Source organism: Afipia massiliensis (assembly GCF_014203115.1).
Taxonomy (GTDB): Bacteria; Pseudomonadota; Alphaproteobacteria; order Rhizobiales; family Xanthobacteraceae; genus Afipia; species Afipia massiliensis.
In genome coordinates, this window is the sequence record NZ_JACHIJ010000005.1 from 14,447 (window position 1) to 35,116 (window position 20,670).

General features: G+C 55.3%; 17 protein-coding genes and 1 pseudogene. 7 read left to right on the forward strand and 11 right to left on the reverse strand.

The window, feature by feature from the left end; all coding sequences use genetic code 11:
• Window positions 1–2: 2 nt before the first annotated feature.
• Genes HNQ36_RS17015 through HNQ36_RS17040 form a run of 6 tightly spaced genes read right to left on the reverse strand, consistent with a single transcriptional unit; the run spans window position 3 to window position 5,727 of the window.
• Window positions 3–1,010: an alpha/beta hydrolase gene (locus HNQ36_RS17015; RefSeq protein WP_082512523.1), complete on the reverse strand. Its 1,008-nt coding sequence runs from the start codon at window positions 1,008–1,010 to the stop codon at window positions 3–5.
• Window positions 1,011–1,014: 4 nt separating this feature from the next.
• Entirely contained in the window at window positions 1,015–1,725 is a 711-nt protein-coding gene (locus tag HNQ36_RS17020; RefSeq protein WP_056296612.1) for an ABC transporter ATP-binding protein, read from the reverse strand.
• Entirely contained in the window at window positions 1,722–2,489 is a 768-nt protein-coding gene (locus HNQ36_RS17025; protein ID WP_244487248.1) for an ABC transporter ATP-binding protein, read from the reverse strand. The genes HNQ36_RS17020 and HNQ36_RS17025 overlap by 4 nt, the downstream gene beginning before the upstream one ends.
• Window positions 2,489–3,505, reverse strand: coding sequence for a branched-chain amino acid ABC transporter permease (locus HNQ36_RS17030; protein ID WP_056296614.1), 1,017 nt, complete (start codon window positions 3,503–3,505; stop codon window positions 2,489–2,491). Before HNQ36_RS17030 ends, HNQ36_RS17025 begins: the two co-directional genes overlap by 1 nt.
• Window positions 3,505–4,383 (reverse strand): branched-chain amino acid ABC transporter permease, encoded by an 879-nt coding sequence (locus HNQ36_RS17035; protein WP_056296615.1) that lies wholly within the window; start codon window positions 4,381–4,383, stop codon window positions 3,505–3,507. The genes HNQ36_RS17030 and HNQ36_RS17035 overlap by 1 nt, the downstream gene beginning before the upstream one ends.
• A 51-nt stretch (window positions 4,384–4,434) precedes the next feature.
• Window positions 4,435–5,727 (reverse strand): ABC transporter substrate-binding protein, encoded by a 1,293-nt coding sequence (locus HNQ36_RS17040; protein WP_056296618.1) that lies wholly within the window; start codon window positions 5,725–5,727, stop codon window positions 4,435–4,437.
• Window positions 5,728–6,102: 375 nt separating this feature from the next.
• Between HNQ36_RS17040 and HNQ36_RS17045 the strand changes: the two genes are divergently transcribed.
• Window positions 6,103–6,897, forward strand: a complete 795-nt coding sequence (locus HNQ36_RS17045) for an SDR family NAD(P)-dependent oxidoreductase (protein ID WP_056296619.1) — start codon at window positions 6,103–6,105, stop codon at window positions 6,895–6,897.
• 72 nt (window positions 6,898–6,969) lie between these two features.
• Here the strand turns inward: HNQ36_RS17045 and HNQ36_RS17050 are convergent, their stop codons facing one another.
• The 3 genes from HNQ36_RS17050 to HNQ36_RS17060 all read right to left on the reverse strand — a co-directional run bounded on the left by HNQ36_RS17050 (window position 6,970) and on the right by HNQ36_RS17060 (window position 10,618).
• Window positions 6,970–8,061, reverse strand: a complete 1,092-nt coding sequence (locus HNQ36_RS17050) for a zinc-binding dehydrogenase (protein ID WP_056298716.1) — start codon at window positions 8,059–8,061, stop codon at window positions 6,970–6,972.
• 4 nt (window positions 8,062–8,065) lie between these two features.
• On the reverse strand, window positions 8,066–8,833 hold the full coding sequence (locus HNQ36_RS17055; protein WP_056296622.1) for an SDR family NAD(P)-dependent oxidoreductase: 768 nt from the start codon (window positions 8,831–8,833) through the stop codon (window positions 8,066–8,068).
• 153 nt (window positions 8,834–8,986) lie between these two features.
• Window positions 8,987–10,618, reverse strand: coding sequence for a flavin-containing monooxygenase (locus HNQ36_RS17060; RefSeq protein WP_184087145.1), 1,632 nt, complete (start codon window positions 10,616–10,618; stop codon window positions 8,987–8,989).
• A 709-nt stretch (window positions 10,619–11,327) separates the two neighbouring features.
• On the opposite strand from HNQ36_RS17060, the pseudogene HNQ36_RS17065 reads away from it, so the two are divergent.
• The 5 genes and pseudogenes from HNQ36_RS17065 to terL form a co-directional block, all read left to right on the forward strand.
• Window positions 11,328–11,622, forward strand: a pseudogene (locus HNQ36_RS17065) (alpha-hydroxy-acid oxidizing protein); the annotation flags it as partial.
• A gap of 131 nt (window positions 11,623–11,753) precedes the next feature.
• The gene (locus tag HNQ36_RS17070; protein ID WP_082512524.1) at window positions 11,754–12,461 is read left to right on the forward strand and encodes a hypothetical protein; all 708 of its coding nucleotides are present in this window, start codon (window positions 11,754–11,756) and stop codon (window positions 12,459–12,461) included.
• Between the two features lie 108 nt (window positions 12,462–12,569).
• On the forward strand, window positions 12,570–13,898 hold the full coding sequence (locus HNQ36_RS17075; protein WP_082512607.1) for a site-specific DNA-methyltransferase: 1,329 nt from the start codon (window positions 12,570–12,572) through the stop codon (window positions 13,896–13,898).
• A gap of 2 nt (window positions 13,899–13,900) precedes the next feature.
• Window positions 13,901–14,335: a DUF5681 domain-containing protein gene (locus tag HNQ36_RS17080; protein ID WP_056298720.1), complete on the forward strand. Its 435-nt coding sequence runs from the start codon at window positions 13,901–13,903 to the stop codon at window positions 14,333–14,335.
• On the forward strand, window positions 14,332–15,726 hold the full coding sequence (gene terL / locus HNQ36_RS17085) for a phage terminase large subunit (RefSeq protein ID WP_056296633.1): 1,395 nt from the start codon (window positions 14,332–14,334) through the stop codon (window positions 15,724–15,726). Before HNQ36_RS17080 ends, terL begins: the two co-directional genes overlap by 4 nt.
• Before the next feature lie 153 nt (window positions 15,727–15,879).
• Here terL and HNQ36_RS17090 read toward each other — a convergent pair whose 3' ends face one another.
• Window positions 15,880–16,449: a hypothetical protein gene (locus HNQ36_RS17090; protein WP_056296636.1), complete on the reverse strand. Its 570-nt coding sequence runs from the start codon at window positions 16,447–16,449 to the stop codon at window positions 15,880–15,882.
• A gap of 216 nt (window positions 16,450–16,665) precedes the next feature.
• Here HNQ36_RS17090 and HNQ36_RS17095 point away from each other — a divergent pair, with 216 nt between their 5' ends.
• Window positions 16,666–16,941 (forward strand): helix-turn-helix domain-containing protein, encoded by a 276-nt coding sequence (locus HNQ36_RS17095; protein WP_056296639.1) that lies wholly within the window; start codon window positions 16,666–16,668, stop codon window positions 16,939–16,941.
• 227 nt (window positions 16,942–17,168) lie between these two features.
• On the opposite strand, the gene HNQ36_RS17100 is transcribed toward HNQ36_RS17095, so the two are convergent.
• Complete coding sequence (locus HNQ36_RS17100; protein WP_056296642.1) at window positions 17,169–20,642, reverse strand: TonB-dependent receptor domain-containing protein; 3,474 nt, start codon at window positions 20,640–20,642, stop codon at window positions 17,169–17,171.
• Window positions 20,643–20,670 lie beyond the last annotated feature (28 nt).

Here is a 20,670-nt window from a genome sequence, read left to right on the forward strand (position 1 = left end):
CGTCAACCGGAATGACTAGGCGCTCGCCGCTGCGAACGCACAAATGCAGCTGCCTCATCTATAGCAGTCATGACCTCAGGTACGATTCCCACCATCTGAAGGAAGCCGTGGATAAGACCCGGCTGAATCGAATCCTGGACCGAGACACCAGCTTCTTTCGCTCGTTGTGCAAACAGATCGCCTTCGGTGCACAGAACATCACACTGCGCGGACAACACAAAGAGAGGAGGCAAACCTCGAAGATCCGCGTGCAGCGGAGCCACAAGGGGATCGGTGACCGCAACTGGCGGGAGCGAACGCTCGAGATACAGCTTCCGAAACCATGCCATGCGGCTGCTGGAGAGTCCGTAGCTTCCATCGCCGAATGTGCGATGAGACAGCGTCTCCTCGTCGGCCGCATAGGCACCGTAAAATAGCAGGGCCGCGTCCGGCAGCGTCGATCCGGCGTTTCGCAAGCTGAGCATCAGCCCTACCGCGAGGTTCGCTCCCACAGAATCGCCCCCGATAAATCGCAGCGAAGGCGCGCCCGGCCACGTCGAAGATAGTGAGCGCCATGCCGCCAGGGAATCGTTCAAAGCATCCGGAAACGGAAATTCGGGAGCAAGCCGATAGTTGATTCCAATCACTTCCAATCCGGTTCGCGCGGCGAGGTGAGCCATGGGAGAAAGATGAGTATCTATCGATCCGAACACCCATCCGCCGCCGTGCAGATAGAGCATTTGGCCCACCAACTCTCTGGTCTGAGCCGGAACTATCCTTACCGCGGACAGATCCGACGGTGCGCACGGGATAGAAAAGCGTTCGATAGCGACGTCGGAGGGAAGCGTCGGCCGCCATCCCCTTTGAACGTCCTCATACCGGGCACGAGCCTCGGCGAGTGGCAAAGTCGCCGGATCCATCGTTGACTGGTTCGCGGCACGGATGGCTTCAATAACCGGCACAACATTTGGTGCGAGTAACCGGTCGATCTCTGCCAACGAGTCAAGAGTGGGCTGCGGTGGATGTTCCATCCGGCTACTCAACTCCCTTTATCACTTTCATAGTTGCCCCATCGGCCTCCACTTGCTCCCGCGTCCCCTCGAAAATAATCGCTCCACGTTCGATCACGTAGAGCCGGTCCGCAAAACGAGGCAGGTGGTAAAAGTTCGACTCAGCGAGCAATACGGAGCGACCCTGGTCAAGAATGCTTCGCAGGCCATTGCTGATGGTAGGCAAGATCGCGGGCGAAAGACCTTCAAATGCTTCATCCAGTAAAAGAAGCTCGGGATCCAGCGCAAGTGCGCGGGCGATTGAAACCATTTTGCGCTCCCCCCCGGATAGCTGCTGCCCTCCCCGGTGCGCATATGATCTCAGCTTCGGAAATATCGCGTAGGCCGCTTCGATCCGCTCATCCGCCGATTTGGTTGATTTGCGTGTCCAGGTCGGCAACGCGATATTATCCTCAACGGTCAGATCTCCGAACACATCGCTACCCTCCGGCGTGTAGCCTAGTCCGGCCGCAGCAATGCGGTGCGTCGCGAGCTTGTTCAAATCTTTACCGCGCCACAAGATTTGCCCACCTCCGATCGCTTCGAATCCCATGATCGCCCTGAACGTGGTAGTCTTCCCCGCGCCATTGCGCCCGACAAGACACACCAACTCTCCAGGAGACACACGCAGTGAGACACCGTGCAGTACGCGGTTTCTCATGATCGATACATTCAGCCCCTCGATTTGAAGCGTCATGCATGTGCCTCCTTGCCGATCACGACAGAGAGAACGGCTTCATCAGCAAAGAACTTCTCAGTAGGTAGATCAGCGATCTTTCGTCCGCCCTGCATGGCAATGATCCGGGACGAATAACGCCGCACGAGATCCATATCATGCTCAATCAGGAGAATTGCACCAATTCCCATCTGGCTCGCAGCAGACAACAAAGTTTCCATCACACCATGCTTGTCAGCCGTTGAAACGCCAGCCGTTGGCTCGTCCAGCAGAATTACTTTCGGACGCAATGCAAAAGCGCTAGCAACGTCAAGCAACTTACGCTTGCCATGCGGCAACGAATTTGCAGAACTTTCAAGCGAATCTGTCAGTCGAAATGCTGCGGCAATCGCCGCGACGGCTTCTCGCACTTCACGATAGCGCGAAGCGTCCGCGAACATTTTCCATCGCAAACCAAGACGTGAGCAGGATGCGACGGTGAGCGCTTGCCTTACGGTGAGATCGGGAAATACGCTCACCAGCTGAAACGCGCGCGCGAGACCTCGCGTCGAAAGATCTACGGGACTAAGTCCCGCTATGTCGCGCCCCATAAATCGCACGCTCCCCTCCGTGGGTGAATGCAATCCAGTGAGAACATTGACGAGCGTCGTCTTGCCAGCACCATTTGGTCCGACCACGGACACAAACTCGCCGTTAGCCAGATTGAGATCGACGCCCTGCATGGCGACGAAACTCCCGTACGATTTGGAGATGTTCTGCGCGACGAGCAGATGGTCACTGGACATCAACGCCTCCATCTGGCCAGAATCTGCTTCGCAGTACCCAAAAGACCTCCCGGCATTCCGATCACGAGCAGCGCCAGCACGACGCCCAGAAAAAATCGCCAATACTGGGTGGCAGCCTGTAACTCGTCCTGAAGCAGAATGAATATCAAAGCTCCTGCGATAGGTCCTATGAGCTCCTGATAGCCACCAAGAATCGCCATGAAAACGAGATGACCGGATTGCTGCCAGTACGATAGTTCGGGATCGGCGAGCCCGGTGCTTATCGCAAGCATCGCACCCCCAACGGAACCATAGATCGCGGAGATGACAAAGGCGACCGCGCGTACTTGGCGAACCTTCACTCCGAGATAACTTGCTTTCACTTCATTATCGCGTGAGGCCTGAAGATGTAGCCCGTAAGGCGATCGGACTATACGCCACATAATCCACGCACTCACGATCAGCAAAGCCAGGCAATAATAGTAGAACGGGCCTGTCAGAAATCCCATCTTGTCAACTTGCGAGAAGTCGATGCCAAGAAGCGATGGCTGCGGAACATTCATTCCGCTGTCCCCGCCCGTCAAATCATAAAATTTGTTGAGGAACGAATAGAATAGCATGCCAAACGAAAGCGTCAGCATGCCGAAAAAAATGCCGGAGAACCGGCTTGCGATCCATGCCAACGGGATGGAGATCGCTAACGCAGCCGCCACGGCGAACAGCAGCATCAATTCGAATGCCGCGTTGCCGGTGAGCCGAACTGCCAAAGCAGACGAATATGCGCCGATGGCCAGAAACAGCGCGTGACCGAAAGACAATTGGCCGCCATATCCAAACAGCAGGTTGAACCCGAGCAAGGCAACTGCGTATGCCATGAACGGGATACCGAGGCTGACGTAATAGATATTCGTAACGTGAGGCGCCGCGGCAAGCGCCACGACGGCGACAAACAACATCACCTTCACGGTGATTCCGGATCGACTGCGGGTACCGTCCGATTCCACCGACATATCCAGCGCTGATGCGGTTTGCTTCATTACAACGCCTTTCCAAATAGGCCGGTCGGCCACCAGATCAAAACGATCAGCACGACCGCGTAGGTCGCCAGGATATCGACTTCAGGATAGATGAAGAGTGCTGCGGCGCGGATCAGACCAACGATAACCGCACCTACTGCGGCGCCTTTCATGCTGCCGAGACCGCCAATGACTATGACCGCAAATGCATCGACGACCAGTTCGACGCCCATTTGTAGCGATGCCGCGGCCGTCGGCACAACAAGCGCTCCACCGACCGTGCTTAATGTTGTCCCTAATGTGAAGACCAGCAAATATACCAGCCGAACGTTCACTCCCATTGCGGCGCTCGTCTCGCGATTCTCGGCGGTAGCACGCAATACTTTCCCCGAAGTCGTATGACTCAAGAACCACGTCAGACCCACACCGATAACGACGGCGGCAAGAATGACAAAGAGATTGTACATAGGCATCTGCACGCCACCCACGTTGATCGAACCGTAGACCATCGATACGTTCGGCAGTTGGCGAGGATACGCACCCCAAAAGAAGCGAAGCACATCCTGGAAAATCAGGATGAGCGAGAAAGTCAAAAGCAACTGGAATGACTCAGGACGACGATAAATCGTGCTCAAAACACGCTCCAGTGGCAATCCTATCAATCCCGCCACCAGCCCGGACGCCAACAAAACAAGGGGAAACAGCGGGACCGGAAGCCCCTGCGCCAGCGCCCATGTGGTCACGGATACGCCCAGATACGCACCTAGGGCATATATCGAGCCGCATGCGAGATTGACGATTCTTTGAACACCGAAACTGAGTTGCAGTCCGGATGTCAGCAAGAAAAGCGCGGCTCCGTGAAAGAGCCCTGCGATTAGTATGCTAGCCGCTGTAGCCATAGATGATATCGCCGCCACGACATGCGGTCGGCGCCCCTTCTCTGTACGCGACTAGATTTTTAGGTCAGCTGTCTGCAGCCATTCCCAGAAATCCGCGCCGGGCGGCTTCTGAATTTCCTTCGTCGACATCGACTCGGTCGTGGCGAGCGTGACGAAATCATAATCATTTTTATGAGTCGTAAGACCCTGGAAAATGATCTGATCGGAAATGTGATCGCGCCGCATGGAGGCAGGACCACCTAGTGATTCCACCGTGAGACCAGGCATGGCCTCCGCGATCTCAAGGGACGTCGGCCACGATCCGGACTTCGCCGCCATCGCCTTCTCGACGGCTGCCTTATACAGATGAAGGCAGTAGTACGCGCGGTCACATTCCCAATGGGGATAGTCTGTGTATTTATCAAAGTACCACTTCACAAAGCTTTTTTGCAGTGGGGAAGCTGCCGGGTTGGCGAAGTACAATGTGCTGTGACCGAATACGATGTTCTCAGGCGTGAACTCCTTCTTGAGCGAGGTTTGCTGCCACCCCGCCGCCGGCATGACAAACTTTACGCCATCCGTTAGTCCCATATTGTGGGCCTGACGCATGAACACAGGCAAATCGGCAAATACCATCGAAGTGAAGATCAAATCCGGCGCCGCCGCCTTCAAAGCCGCCACGTTGGATGTTAGATCCATCGTTCCGGGCTTTATCCATTGCTCGGCAACAACGGTGTGCTCAATACCGAACTTCTTGAGAAGCGCGGTAAATGTTGTCCAGGTGTTACGGCCGTACGTATAGTCGGGATTGATACCAGCGATCCGTGCAAATTTGCCTTTGAAATGCCGGATCGCGAGCAGCGACGCCATTACGGCATCGACTTCATTGTCGATGGAGCGGAAAACATACTGCGGATTGGGCATCATCTCCTTGACGCCGTCCTGTGTCGTGCCATCCCACAACATCGTCAGCATCTTCGACTGCTCAGCTGCAGGCGCCAGTGCGAGACTCACAGCGGAGGAGATTATGCCGTGGACGGCATCGACCTTGTCCTGCAACACCAGCTTTCGATAACGGTCGATGGTTTCCTTTGGCGTCGTTTCTTCCTGAAAGACGAGCTCGACCTTCCGGCCTCCGATTCCGTCGGCCGCATTCAGCTGCTCCACAGACCACTCGACAGCGCGAATTCCCCCCTCCCCGGCCGTTCCAGCCATACCTCCGCGAGGAGCAAGAATTCCTATTCGCAACGGAGTGGTCTGCGCGATCGCCGGCGCACCCAATAAACCGTAAACGCCCAAAGCTGCGGTCGCGCCAGCGGCCTTAATTGCACGCCTGCGGTTCGCGGAAAATTTAATATCGCGCATATTTCTCTCCCCAGATCGGAATTTCCACCCGGACCATGATGCTCTCTCGGCCGCTCCTGGCCTGACTTCAGGTTCAGAGCGGTCTCTTCGGCGCTTGTGATCTGAGGTACAAGGTAGGGAAGCAAAAGATGAAAGGGTAGCAAGATCGCCTGACTCCTGACTTCAGAAAAACTGATGAAGGGAAGAAGACGCCCCCGCCACGTCTGTCATCCCAGTCATTCACCTTCGCTGACGATCAACATCAACCGAAATTAGGCCGAACCGCCATCGCAAGGCTTATGATTGCCTGGGAGGGCGTGGCAAATCAGTTCACGCCAGAAAACGGACAGGGCAATCCGTCAGAGACGGACTTGTTCTGCAAAGGGATTCAAGGACATGCAAGGAATTTCATCAGGACCATCATTCGGACTGTCCGGAAAGCGAATACTCGTTACCGGCGGCGCAAGCGGCATCGGAAAAGCTGCTTGTAAAATCTTTACCGATCTCGGAGCAAACGTTTGTCTTTCGGACGTCAAAGCCGATGCAATAGTGGAAGCCGCCGCAGAAACTGGAGCCCGGGCCCATGTCGCCGCTGACGTCTCTGTCCCTGATCAGGCGGAAAGGCTAATCAGCGAAACAGTTGCCGAGCTTGGCGGCCTGGATGGGCTTTTCCACTGTGCGGGCATCCATCATATCGGCAAAGCGACAGAGCAGGACATTAATATCTGGCAACGTGTGATGGACGTGAATGTGCGCGGAACCCAGCTTGTCTGCAGCCTCGCCGCACGGCACATGGAAGTTCAGGGTTCGGGCGCTATGGTCGTTGTAACATCCATCGCAGGCTATAACGGGCAGCCACGGCGCAGTGCCTACGGCACATCCAAGGCCGCCGTCGGCCATCTCGCCCGGTCTTTCGCAACGGAGTGGGGCAAATCGGGAATTCGTGTCAATGCGATTGGCCCGGGATATGTTCTCACACCGATGGCTCAAGGTATCATCAATAGCGGTGCAACTGACGTGATGCGCATCGTGAACAGAACACCATTGGGACGCATGGCGCGACCTGAAGAAATTGCTCAGGCAGCCGCATTTTTGCTTTCCGACTGGGCCTCCTACATCACCGGCGCAGAGCTATTCGTAGACGGCGGATGGTCGGCATACGGTGGGTCGGGTGAGGTCAACACGTTCTGACCGTGCTGTGTGGCCGGGATAAGGAAAATAGCCCCCATCCCGGCTCCACAAACTGCGGGAAGGACTCAAACATTAGAATTCGATAACCGATCGAATATCGAGTCCTTTTCGCAACCGATCGAGAGCGGCGTTGACTTCACCAAGAGAGATGCGGCTAGTCACGTAATCATCCAACAGAAGGTCACCGCTCAAGTATTTTTCTGCAAGCGAAGGGAAGAACTCCTGCGCCCGGCTTCCACCATAACTTGATCGTACGATATTCTTTTCACCCATCAGCGACCCCCAACGAAAACTTACCAGCTGCTGCTGTGCGACCTTACCGAGCCAGACCACCTGCCCTCCTGGCCTTACGATCTCCAAGCTGGTCTGGAATCCTCTTTCATTGCCGGCTGCTTCGAAAACATAGTCCGCGCCACGCCCACACGTGAGAGCGGCATGGGACTGGATCAGGTTCTCATCTACAGGGAGAGTGTGCGTGGCTCCAAGGCGTTTCGCCATATGAAGCTTCCGCACATCTCTATCAATCGCGATGATCGTCTCCGCCTGGGCAAGACGTGCGCCTTGGATAGCCGAGAGTCCGACCGCACCGCATCCGATGATGGTAACGCTGCTGCGAGGCTGAACCCGTGCTATATTGCTGACCGCTCCAATCCCGGTCGCTACTCCACAACCGATCAGACAGGCAACGTGGAAAGGCATGCTCTTCGGGATCCTGACAGCGCAGTCTTCAGTGACAACTGCCAGTTCCGCAAAAGTGCCGGCGTACATCAACTGATGAACGGGCTGTTTGCCGTCGAAAATCCGCGCCTTACCGTCAAAGTGCATCGAACGGACCCCATTCGCTCGATACTGCTCGCACAGTATGAACTGCTCATGGGAACAGAAATAGCAATGCCCGCAATGCGGATTCCAGGAAAGAGCGACATGATCACCCACTGACAGCCGATAAACGGATGATCCGGTCCATTCCACTATCCCCGCTGCTTCGTGACCGGGAACGAATGGCAGTGGCGTATCGAGGTGCCCGTCAACCGCTTCCAGGTCTGTATGACAGAGGCTGGTCGCTTGTATGCGTACGATCACATCGTCTGAGGCGAGATTGGCGAGCCTCAATTCGCGGATTTCGAGGGGTTCGCCCGGTTTCTCCGAGACTGCGCCACGCATGCTGCTAGCCCCAATAAAATTCGCGCCGTCCGCCATCGATACAAAGCAACTCGCCGTTGATGAATCCACTATTGCTCGAGGCCAGAAACGCGACGGCGCTCCCGATCTCACGCGGTGAGCATAGCCTCCGCAGCGGGTTTTGCTCCCGTACGACCGCGAGCATTTCTGAAGTGAAGCCGCCAATGAGATCGGTTTCCACGTATCCCGGCGCAATGGCGTTAGAGGTGATCCCAAAGGAGCCAACCTCCTTGGCCACCGTCCGCGTGAAACCGGCGATACCAGCCTTGGCGGCTACATAGTGGGACACACCCGCTCGCCCGCCACCCGTATAGTTCATCGATGACGTGTTGATGATGCGCCCCCATCCCTGCGACCTCATGGCGGGTATCGCCTCGCGCGTCCATAAGAACGTGCTTCGCATATGGATATGAACCATTCGATCCCAGGCGTCCGCTGGCATATCTTGGACGCGATACGAAGGACGCGCGCCGATGCCGGCATTGTTGACCAGAATATCGAGACGCCCGAGTTCGCCAACAACCTGCTTCGTCAAATTGACGACCACAGCCTCATCGGCCGCATCGCCGATAAACGCAGCCGCATTGACGCCTAATTCCTTCAAACGCGAAACCGCTTGGTCAGCTGCGTCACAATCAACATCGTTAACAGCTATGGAGACACCTTCTGTAGCTAATGCTTCGGCTTCGGCGAGTCCTAATCCCCTTGCGCCACCTGTGATCAGCGCAACACGTCCCTTGATACCCAAATCCATTTATATCCCCCGACGCCATCGCGCATTTCGTTATCAGCACGACGGTTATTCAAATACGTTGATTGGAAAACTGGCACACGCAGCGATCATGCTGACCGCCCCAATTCGTAACCACCAGTGAACCGCATTCATTAGTGTCGCGAATGCAGGCCGTCAGGAAAATACGAATCCCTCGTACTTCCGCTCTGCCGCTGCATCGCAGGCTTGCTTGTAGTTCACCATACCTCCCGCATAGGCCAAGATGCCCTTGGCCTTGCCTGGTACGTTCGTGCCGACGTACCAACTGTCGGCGCTGACAAGCACCGTTCCCTGGATAACATCCTTCACGGTTTGCGACCATTTCGCCTGATAGTCAGGATCAACATCAACACGAGTCAACCCGTGGTCCCGCATGTACTTGATGCGCCGCGATATCCATCCGACCTGATATTCATTCGCCATAACGACATTTACCAGGACGGAAGGACTTCCAGGTCCGCCGATGAGATGGAGGTTTGGAAACCCCGCAACGCCGATACCCAAGTAGGTGTCGGATCCCTTTGACCAGACATCCTTGATGGTTTTCCCATCGACGCCATGGATGTCGATAACGGTCAACGCACCCGTTAGCGCATCAAAACCAGAGGCGCAGATAATGACATCGAACTCATGTTCCTTGCCATCAACGACGAGTCCTTTTTCCGAGAACCGTTCGATGGGCGTTTTCTTGACGCCGACAGCCGTGACGTTGGGGCGATTGAATGTCTCGTAGAAATTTGTGCCTACACAGATCCGCTTGGTTCCAAAATAGATGTTGCGCGGCGTCATGATCTCGGCCGTTGCAGGGTCTTTGATAATGTGCGCAATCTTTGCGCGCAGAAAACCGGAAATTTCGTCATTCAGTTCATGATTGGTCAAAATATCGACGAACGCGCGAGGCATCGTCGCCCCACCAAACTGCCATCGCTTCTCAAGAATTTCGCGCCGCTCATTCTCGCTGTATTCGTCACCCTTGCGAAGTCGCGTTGCAAGCATCTCTTCATTCATGAAGACATCACCTGAACCTACGATTTCCGACGTCCGCAGCCGCTCGCGAATTCTTGTCCTGTTTTGCATCCACCATGCCTGATCGGAATCGGTCAGCGGCCGATTGTTGGCGTTGGCATAAAAGTTCGGCGTTCTGACGAATACTGTCAGGTGTTTGGCCTGCTCTGCGACAAGAGGAATGAGTTGGGTTCCGGACGATCCCGTGCCGATAACTCCCACCCTCTTGCCTCTGAAATCCGGCTCTTGCTGAGGCCACTTCGCTGTATGGTAGATTTCTCCCTTGAACTTCTCGCGACCAGGAATGTCAGGCCAGATAGGCTCCGAGATGGGGCCCGCCGAGGAAACGAAATGCCGCGCACGATAGACATCGCCGTTCTCGGTATGTAACGTCCAGAACCCGGCCTCTTCGTCGAACGTCGCCTTGACTAGGCGGGAGTTGAAGCAAATATCCTTGCGAAGATCGAGCCGATCGCAGACAAAATTTATGTAACGAACGATTTCCGGCTGCGTCGCATAGCGTTCAGTCCAGCTCCATTCGTCGTCGATGATGGGCGAGAAGGAGTAACAATAAACGAGACTCTCAATATCGCATCGGGCTCCAGGATAGCGATTCCAGTACCACGCGCCTCCCACCCCGGTCCCGGCCTCGAGCGCAACTACCGTCAATCCCATTTCGCGCAGTTGATGGAGCATATGTATGCCCCCAAAGCCGCCGCCCAGCACCAGCGCATCAAGAACAATCGGTTCAGAATTTGTCATGCTCGTTGTCTACCCTGCGTCATCGTAATTTTGGTCGGCATCAACGCCATTTTGGACCGTCGAATTAAAATGCGTAGCGAAGCGCTCTCGGCTGAACGCCGATGCCCCTCAGTCGCTTATGCAGATAAATCGTCCACCGCAGATCGCGATCCCGGCGATAGTACTGACGACGCCGTGGTCCGACAGAAGAAACAAGAGGCGGCACTTTCCAAACCTTTATGGATCTCGCCAAATTCTTCGAAGACTCGGCAAGTGAGCCGCTCACATTCCTCCAGGCTTCTTCGGGTACAGCCTCGATACAATTGGACGGACCTTTGATGTCCACCGATACGTCGCGCATTATATCCGTCTCACCACGTGGGCGCATCGATGCGATGTGCCTGCTCTAAGGGTGATTTAGCAATCGTTTCATCCCGCACCATCGCGAGAAGCAATTCCTGCATATGACGCCCTCTCAGAAACCTTGGAGCAACTCGCTCCGGGTTGCCTGCAAATAATATGAGAGAGAGAAATGGTAGAAAACCAACATCGCCTGATTCTGATGTTCAGGAAATCTGATCAGCAGGCGCGCATTGTAAATGCGCACCGATCCTCTGCGTTGATTGATTGATTTTCTGAGATGTTCCCATATGGATAACCTCGCAAGCAAAACTCTTACAGCTTTTGCTCCCCCAGCAACGTGGTCAGATATTTTTTCAACTTATTATGTATGTGCTTGGATGATTGCTTGAACTTTGAGGACTTTCGACAACTTGCACGTCAGCGGCTGCCCCGGAACGACCTTCAACTATATAGATGGCGGCCGATGATGAGATCAGTCAGCGCCGCAACACGCAGAACTTCGAAGAGTGCGATTTCATTCCAATGTCTTGCAAGGCGTCAGCGAAGTAGGCATATCCGTGACGGTAATGGGCCAGAAGTTAGCGTTGCCCTTCTACTGCTCACCTACAGCGCGTAGGAGTTTTCCACGACGGCGAGCGGCGGTTGCGGCAGCTGCAATGCATCGCATGCCTATAAAGAATAAAGATTCCATAACTGCTCATTCCGCGAATCTCGCTCGCGCAGAAATGAAAAGGCAGCTAAAAGTACAGGAAGTCCTGTCCTTCGGTCTGTATTGCTCACTAGAAGCACCTCCATGACCAGAAACGATCCGATACGGAAACCGACAACCCTCGCTGAGGCAATCTATATTGTCGAGCAAAGCTACGGTCTTTCAGAGCGTGCGCAAATCGTGGTGCATGTTCGGCGAATGAATTTGAATACCGGCAAGCACTTTCATCTGGTTGTATTGGAATATAGGTCGCTTCACGACGAGAGCGCTTTTATTCCCCTGCAATCAGGCAATATGTTTCGTGCAATTGAGAATTTGACCGGCCAGCGCCGCGAGTATGCTGCTGATTTGTTAGACGGAGGTATGGTGTCAGATGATGCGGTTGTCACGCTGCAAGATGGCACCACGTTACGCGCGGTGGAGATTGTACCCGCTCGACTTCCATATGAATTCACCCCCTTAGATGAGAAAGTCATCCATGCCGCCATTTCAGTGGCCAAGATTGAAGGCGCCGTCTATCGATCCTTCCGTCACGGATTGCCTGAGGAGGATGCCAAGCGGATTATTGATGTTGGGGGCAAGTCTGTTGAATTCGGCAAGTTCGTGAGCGGATTAAAGTTCATCGACTTCGGTAAACTGGCTCAGATTGAGATACAGCCCCTCTTACTCCTGAATATCAAAGGAGAATTTGAGATGCTGTTTCCGGATGAAAAATCTCCGTCTGAACAGAAGATTTCGGACACGCTAGCATTGTCGGGATTTTGGAAGCCAAAACGCAGACCGAAATCTTGACTTCAATGCACACCGCTTTTCAGCCACATTTCAACTTGGATGAGCTTAGTGACGCGGCGCAAATGATGTGAATATTGGTGGCTTCGTTCGTTTTGAATGGAGCTCACTGTGACCCACGACCGCATCGTCATGACGCTTGTACGCTCATTGCGAGCGCCCAAACGCAAGACAAGAACGCACTCCAAGAAGCAAATTCGGCAGATCGTAAACCTAGTCCTTTGTTACGGTTGGACCTACCCGATCCTGATCGACGAAGACGGCGTTATCATTTGCGGCTATGGCCGCTATCTCGCCGCGCTCGAGCTCGGTCTGAAGGAAGTACCGACAATAATCATGTCGGGCCTAAGCGACACCAAGAAGCGCCTCCTCTCCATAGCGGACAACAAGATTTCGGTGAACGCGGGATGGGATTATCCAATTCTTGCGGCGGAGCTTGGCGAGCTCGCGGTGCTGCTTCCCGAATGTCAGCTCAATATCGAACTATCCGGCTTTGAGGCTGCCGAGATCGACAGCCTGATGAGCGATCACCTCGATTCGGAACGTGAGCCTGCAGATGTCGTACCAGAGGTAGAAGCCAAGGCCGTCAGTCAAATTGGCGACTTATGGACGCTGTCAAAACATCGGCTGCTGTGTGGAGATTCGAGAGAACCCGGGGATGTCAAAAGGCTGATGGGCACCGCCCGCGCCTTCATGGTATTTTCCGATCCGCCTTACAATGTTCGAGTTAGCTCGGTTCAAGGGCGCGGCAAGATCAAGCACCGTGAGTTTTCTTTCGCATCCGGTGAGATGTCCCGAGCCGAGTTCAAGGAATTCCTTGTCAGCTGGATGCGCTTAGCGGCTCGCTATTTAGAAGACGGTTCAATCGTCTTCTGCTGCATGGATTGGCGGCACCTTCGTGAGTGCCTTACGGCCGGCGAAGATGCCTTCACTGAGCTCAAGAATATCATCGCTTGGGTCAAAACCAATGCCGGGCAAGGCAGTTTCTACCGCTCCCAGCATGAGCTGATCCTTGTATTCAAGAACGGCACCGGACGCCACCAGAACAATATCGAACTCGGCAAATTTGGCCGCTCCCGATCAAACGTCTGGGAGTACGCTGGCGTCAATACGTTCCGCAAAGACAGGCTTGCCGAATTGACGGTACATCCGACCGTCAAGCCCGTCGCCCTGGTTGCCGACGCAATGCGGGACTGTTCGCGTCGTGGCGACATCGTGCTCGATCCTTTCATGGGATCCGGCACGACCATTCTAGCCGCGGAAAAGGTCGGTCGGCGCGGCTACGGCATTGAAATCGACCCGCTCTACGTCGATGTGGCCATCCGACGCTGGCAGGAGTTCACCAAACGTGACGCGATTCTGCTGGCCACCGGCCAGACCTTCGACGAGGTGGCCGCCGAGCGGTCCGCCTCCCCTGCTCTCAAGCGCGTAAGGATTTGATGATGGCATCGATACCGAAAGTCAAACGGGTCATCCGGAAACGTGTGCGGCTGGAGTCGAGCGATGACGACGTCGGCTACGGAAAACCGCCTCGCTCCCGTCGATTCAAGCCTGGTCAAAGCGGCAATCCGAAAGGCCGCCCGAAGGGAGCCAAAAACCGTGACACTATCCTGCGCGAATTGCTCAACAGCAAAATCACAATGCGACGGGATGGCAAGGCTCGCAAGATCACAGTCATGGAGGGCATCTTCCATAAGGTGGTGGAGGACTCTTTAAAGGGCAATATCAAGAGCGCAACCTTCCTGTTAAATCAGTTGGCCGCGATTACTTCCGACGGAGGTAACGAGTCCGAGATAAGTCGCGACGACAAGGCAGTGCTCGACGCCTACCTACGCAATTTCCAATCCTCGCTAGGTGGAAAGGAGAAAGCGCGATGAATGATCAAGACCTTCTAGGTTCTATCCTGCGCAGCGACTTTGAGAGCTTCCTCCACCGTTGCTTTCTGATGCTCAATCCGGGTGCTCAGTACATCCCGAACTGGCACATCAAGGCGATTGCTCACCAGCTCCAGCTTATTCGAGACGGCAAGGTCAATCGTCTGATCATCAACATGCCACCGCGATACTTAAAGTCGCTCACGGTGTCGGTAATACTCCCGGCTTTCCTGCTCGGACATGATCCACGGATGAAGATTTTTGGCGTTAGCTACAGCAACGATCTTTCGGCCAAGCATGCGGCAGATTTTCGGGCAATCGTAAAATCTGATTGGTACCGCAAAGCGTTTCCGAGCATGCGTGTCGATCGGATCGCCGATTCTGACGTTTTCACCACGAAGCGGGGTTTTCGTCGCTCGACTTCCGTTTCGGCCACACTGACGGGTCTTGGCGGCGACATGATCATTCTTGACGACCCGCAGAAGCCGGTCGACGCGCAATCAGACACACTGCGTAATTCCCTCAATCAATGGTTCACAAACACTCTGCTGTCGCGACTCGACAACAAGGCGACCGGCATCATTATTCTGGTGATGCAACGAGTTCACCTTCATGACCTGACAGGGTTCCTCGTTGATAATTCCAAGGACTGGACCGTACTGAGCTTACCCGCGATCGCCGAGGCCGATGAGACGATTCCGATCGGCGATGACAAGTTTCATAAGCGCCGGGTCGGCGAAGCGCTCCATCCGCGCTACGAGACCCTCGCCACACTGGAAAAACTCCGCACTGAAATGGGCTCTGCCATTTTTAGTGCCCAGTATCAGCAGTCGCCCGTCCCTGACGGCGGCGCGATGATCCACCGCGAATGGATCCGATACTATGATCAACCGCCGGAGCGCACATATCGAACCAAAGTCATTCAAAGCTGGGATACTGCAGCAAAAGTCGGCAGCCAGAATGACTGGTCGGTCTGCACCACGTGGCTTTTGGTTGATAAGCACTTTTATCTGCTGGACGTGACGCGAGGGCGATACGAGTATCCTCAATTGCGCGCCACGGCGATTGCGCTCGCGCAGCGATACGATCCGCACAAAATACTGGTCGAGGATGCATCAACCGGGATCGCTCTGGCTCAGGAACTTAAACAAAGCGATATCTACAGCGTGAGACCTGTACCCATCGAGCGGGATAAGCAGGGCCGTCTGTTCGTGCATCAAGCCAAGTTCGAAGCAGGGCTGGTGCTGTTTCCCCGGATAGCGCCATTCCTTGCTCAGCTCGAAGCCGAGCTTCTCACTTTTCCGCAAGGCAAACACGATGATCAGGTCGATAGCCTCAGCCAAGCACTCTCATACAAGGGTGGCTATGATACGACTTTATCTTGGGTAGGGTGACTCGCGCCGAAATGGTCAACAGCTCTGTGTCCCGCGTGTCAGATTTCAAAGCTTCGACCGTTCGGATCTTCGGCGACCGCTTCAAACAAGCCAGAGTCGAGGAAACAGCTATTAGCTAGCAGCGCGCGCAAAGATATAGCGCCACTGCCGTAATCAAAGCTTCCGGATTGATGAGAACCGCATCGTAAAGACGGGGCTCTTCATCGAGCCTGCCAAGGTTACGCTCTGTTCGCCCACGCAATCCACGTTCGAGGGAAAGAACCCTCCTGAAAACCGCACCGTGTCACCGCGTTTCATGGCGGCGAGAGATTTAAAGAACTGCGTATCCGGATCAATCAGGGTCTTATCAGAATAGTCCGATATAGCGTTGTTCCATGTTGAAACTTGCAAACCCGGCGCAAGTTCAAGCGTGATTACGCCCTTGCCATCGCCATTGGTGGAGAGATGAGCGACTTTGCCGATCCAACCTGATGCGCTCTGACCGTTCAATGCGCTGCAGATCGCCTGCTGTCTTGTATTGCGGAACCCACCCGCGGCCAGTTCATTGGGAGCCGCGTTGAATTTGGATCGCGCCTGGGTAATCGCCATTATGAACCGTGTCTGGTCAGATGGCAGAGGTACGCTCGGCACGGGCGGGGCCGCGCTTCGACCACCGCCAACCAGAGCTCCGACGACAATGAATCCAAGCGCGCAGCCCAAGGCCGCCTTGATTGCGATATTCATGGGACCTTCTCCAAGTTTGCGTTCGACGTCCCTTCCGCCGCTTTAGGATGGCTCGGCGTGGGTGGCTCAGCACATCGCTTCCCGCCGCGCAGAAGTCCACGGCACCTCCGACTGTCGGGCGCTACTATGGTGAGTCTCCGTTAATATAATCCTATTTTGGGATAATCCGTTTCTGGGATCAAATTATGCGCCGCCGATTCACGGCTCTGGCGGCGCATGCAAAAGACCCTCAAATCTGCGGAATATGCCCGGCTAATCGACCAGCTTGTCGCAGCGCGGAAGGCGGCGGACATCCGCCAGCTAGCCTTGGCCAAGAAGCTCGGCCGCCCGCAATCCTTTGTCGCCAAATATGAGAACGGCGAGCGCCGCCTTGACATCATCGAGTTCACGGCCATCGCCCGCGCCCTCGGCGCCGATCCCGTGAAGCTGTTTAAGGATTACGTCGGCGGTAAAGGCTCTCCCAAAGCCGCGTCAAAGCGTTCGGCCAGGTAAACCGGGTAGGTTCGGTGTGTTTCCTGATCATTTTATGATCAGGAACGACTGATATGAGCCACTAGATTGCTGCGTTTCTGCTCGACTGCCATCGCGCCTCTACGGCAATGAAGAATAGCAATGAACTCGATTGTCACCATCGCTCCAACTAAAACACCTTTCGGCAAATCAATCGCTCATTCAAATTAGGCGTGTGCAAGCTCGCAGATACCCTCATAAAATTTGCATCAAAACCGATAATTCAGTCCGATCTTGAACGCGTGCATATCCAGACGGTTGGAGGCCTTGCGGCCATTGACCGTGCTATAACTCCCGGGAACTGTAATCATTGGTCCGTAAACCGGTATGGGCGGACCGCCCCGAGGGTTTGGTCGGTAATCGACGATCTCCTGATATTGATAAGACTGCGTCACGCCAGCTCGCGCTCTGGGAAAGAGAAAATTGTCCTCGCCGAAATCTGAGTACGAGTACTCGCCCTTTAGCGACCAGTTGTTGAGGAGCGCATATTCGACGCCTCCGCCCGCGGTCCAACCCTGCCGCATGACAGAAGTCCGTTCGCTGAATTCTGGTCCGCTCGTGCTCGTTCCGCCGGGCTGGGCCAAAGTGGAAAAATTGGATTGAAACTGCGCTCGCTCCTGGGTTTCCTTCAGCCAGGCGACACCACCCGTTCCAAAAACAAGTAGCCGGTCGAACGCAAATCCTGCCCGGCCGCGCAATGCCATCATCCAGTCCATGCCGTATTGCGTGCTGGCCTGCATCCATCCGCCAGCCATGAGCGCCGCGCCACCTTCGATCGCAAGAGATTTCTGCGTTTCGCCATGTTTCAGCCAGGTATGTTCGGCCTCCATGCCGATCACAAGGCCGCTTGCGAACTGATAGTTGAATCCGACCTGAAGACCCTTGGTGACGTTATTGAGGTCGATATCCGCGGACTCCGACGCCGCGACGGGGGTGACAGCACCGTTCAAAGCGGTTGTGAATCCGCTGACATGGCCGAGCCCGTATCCAAGATAACCGCCGGCATAAAGACCCGTCCAGTCGCTTCCGGGCGCACCGTGCGATGCATTCCCCAAATGCACATCGGGTAACACCAGTCTCGCGCCGCCCAGCGTGGTTGTATACGACAGCCGCGCGGTTCGACCGGGCGACGGCATCCCTAGCGCGGTCATCGCGCCAAAATAGTATTCGTCTGTGATGTTCTCGATGCTGAGATTGAAAACACTGTCGTCCGAAAACTTATAGCTGGCGAAAGCATCGTAGACCGTATAGCCGGGAGGCGACATCGTGTAGCCGATCTGGCCCCTGCCTCCATTCCAGACGCTTCCAAAGCGGGTCGATGCAAAGTGCATCCTGCCGCCGATGGTCATGCTCTGATCGAAAAGACGCACGCCCGCGGTGACACTGCCCGATGTGGTCGGCGGGATATAGTTCGTGGCGTAATCGGCCTGCTGCGGCGTCTGGAGGGGGGCTCCGATGTTCGTTCTAAGACCAGACGGTCCCGAGCACGTGGTCGGAGTCGGACAATATTCGACACGATCATAGTTCGTGTAGGCGCCTTCTACGAAGGCCACGCCAGCATCGTATCCGCCGGAAACCTCGAACCCGCGATAGTTGGCGCTGTCCATGTTGATCCAGTGATAGACATTCTGGCCGCCCCTCGACGAGCGAAGGCCGCGGAAAATGTAGTCGTCATAATGATTATCGAAGAAAGACAGTTTAGCGCGCAGCTTGTCGCCGGTTGTGAATACGTCCTTGCGCAGCAGGTTGACGCCGACTTCCTTGTTCTTGGATATCTCGGGGCGCAGATTGGGATTGTTGACCAAAAGGCCTTCGTAGTGCCAGTGGCTTTCGCGCAAGCTGGGAGGGCGGTAGCCCTCCTTGTATTGTCCATAGAATTGGAGCCCTTCCAGGGGACTCAGCACGATGCCCGCATTGGGGCTGAAGCGGCTTCCGGACCGTTCAGGATATTTCGCAAGATACCCCCCGCCCTCTGAATCGTAATAATCGAAGCGGCCCCCCGCCGACACAGTCAGCCAATCGACCGGCTTGAGAGCCGCCTTGCTGAACGTGCCGCTCAACAGCCGCTCGCCTGTCGGGCCGAGTGTCATCCATCCGCCAGCTCCCGTGATCGTTGTGGGATATTGATCGGCGAACGCACTTTCACGGACGATCTCGGTGCCGTTGTCCCAGACCAATTCACCCAGCGGGGTGGCGAATGTCGATGCATTGCCGATATCGCCGCCAAGGGTGCGAACACCTCGCAAAGCAGTGTTGAAATCAGTCTTCAGATCGGTGAACCACAGGTTCGCGCGAAAATTGAGGTAGGGATTGTCAGATGGATTATGCCGGTATTTGGCCGTGTAAGTATCGACACGGGTTCGCAGAAGCGCAACTTGACCGTAATTATCCAGCAATCCGGATGGCGCGATGTTGAACTCGCTGATTTCTCCGTAGATCGATCCGAAATAAAGATAGCTCAGTTCGAGCGATTGCCCATCGCCCCATTTGATCTTGCCCTTTGCCAGAAACGAGTCGGCGTTTTCCGAGGTGTTGAATGCTTCGCCCCCGGCCGGGACGCGGGCATTGGCGTTATTGCTGTCCCATGTGAAGTCGCCCCTTCTGAAAACAATGCCGGGCGGAACATTCGTGCCCACGAAATAGTTGCCTTGCTGGCGTTTCGAATACGCTGCGACGAACTCGTAGTGTTCCTTGATAGATGCAACGGCAACATTTCCCGAAAACATATCGCCATTGAGAAAACCCGGGCGTGCCTCGCTGGCCATGTTGATGACCGACGCAGGCGACTGAACCGGAGCGCGGGGCGTCACCGTGTTCGAACCTGTGCTGGCCTTGAGACGAATGCCCGAGTCGTTGCCTTCCTTGACGATGTCCCTGGCCTCAAGCGTGCGAAAATTGATTGCACCGCCGATGGTGCCGGTGCCTACGCCGTCGCTCGGACCTTTGGAAATATCAACGCCGCCGATCATGTCCGGGTCGACGAACACCTCGTCGCGGGTGCCGCTGTAACCGCGGTATGAGCTCGATGTTTGCCTCGCGCCATCCACGGTCGTATTGACGCGCCCCATTCCCTGCAATCCACGGATGTTCGGATTGATGGACACGCCCGAGCGGCCTCCCGCCGAAATGACGCCAGGCGTCGTGCGGAAAACATCGCTCGTCGATATCGGAGGTATGCGATCCAACTCCTGGCGGGAAATGTTCGACACCGATCCCGGCGTCAGATACGGCGCATCGGCGGCCGTAGCGCCTACGCTCGATACGTCAACCGGATCAAGCACGACCGAACCATCGGACACCGCAAAATTTGACGTCTCACCCTGGGATCGCTGAATCGTCACCGTCCGGGCGTTGGTGAAGCGATAGGTCAGCCCGGTGCCAGCCAGAATCCTGCCAAGTGCAGCATTTGCACTGAGATTGCCGGATACTGGTGACGACTTGCCGGTGACAGCCTCAGAACTGGGCCGGATGACCTGAATGTTCGTTGCGGCTGTAAAATCGGCAAGCGCAGCAAGCAAAGATTTCGAGGGAATATTGAAGGCGAAGCTGCGATCCGCCTGCGCTCCGCGCAGCTGAGTACCGGTTTGCGCAACCGCTTGCGGCACTGCTGCGAATGCCATCAACAGCACCGTAACCGGGATGCTTCTCCGAGCGATATCCGCTCTCTTTTTGATCGTCGTCATCGAACCTCAGTCCACTCAGCGGCCGAAA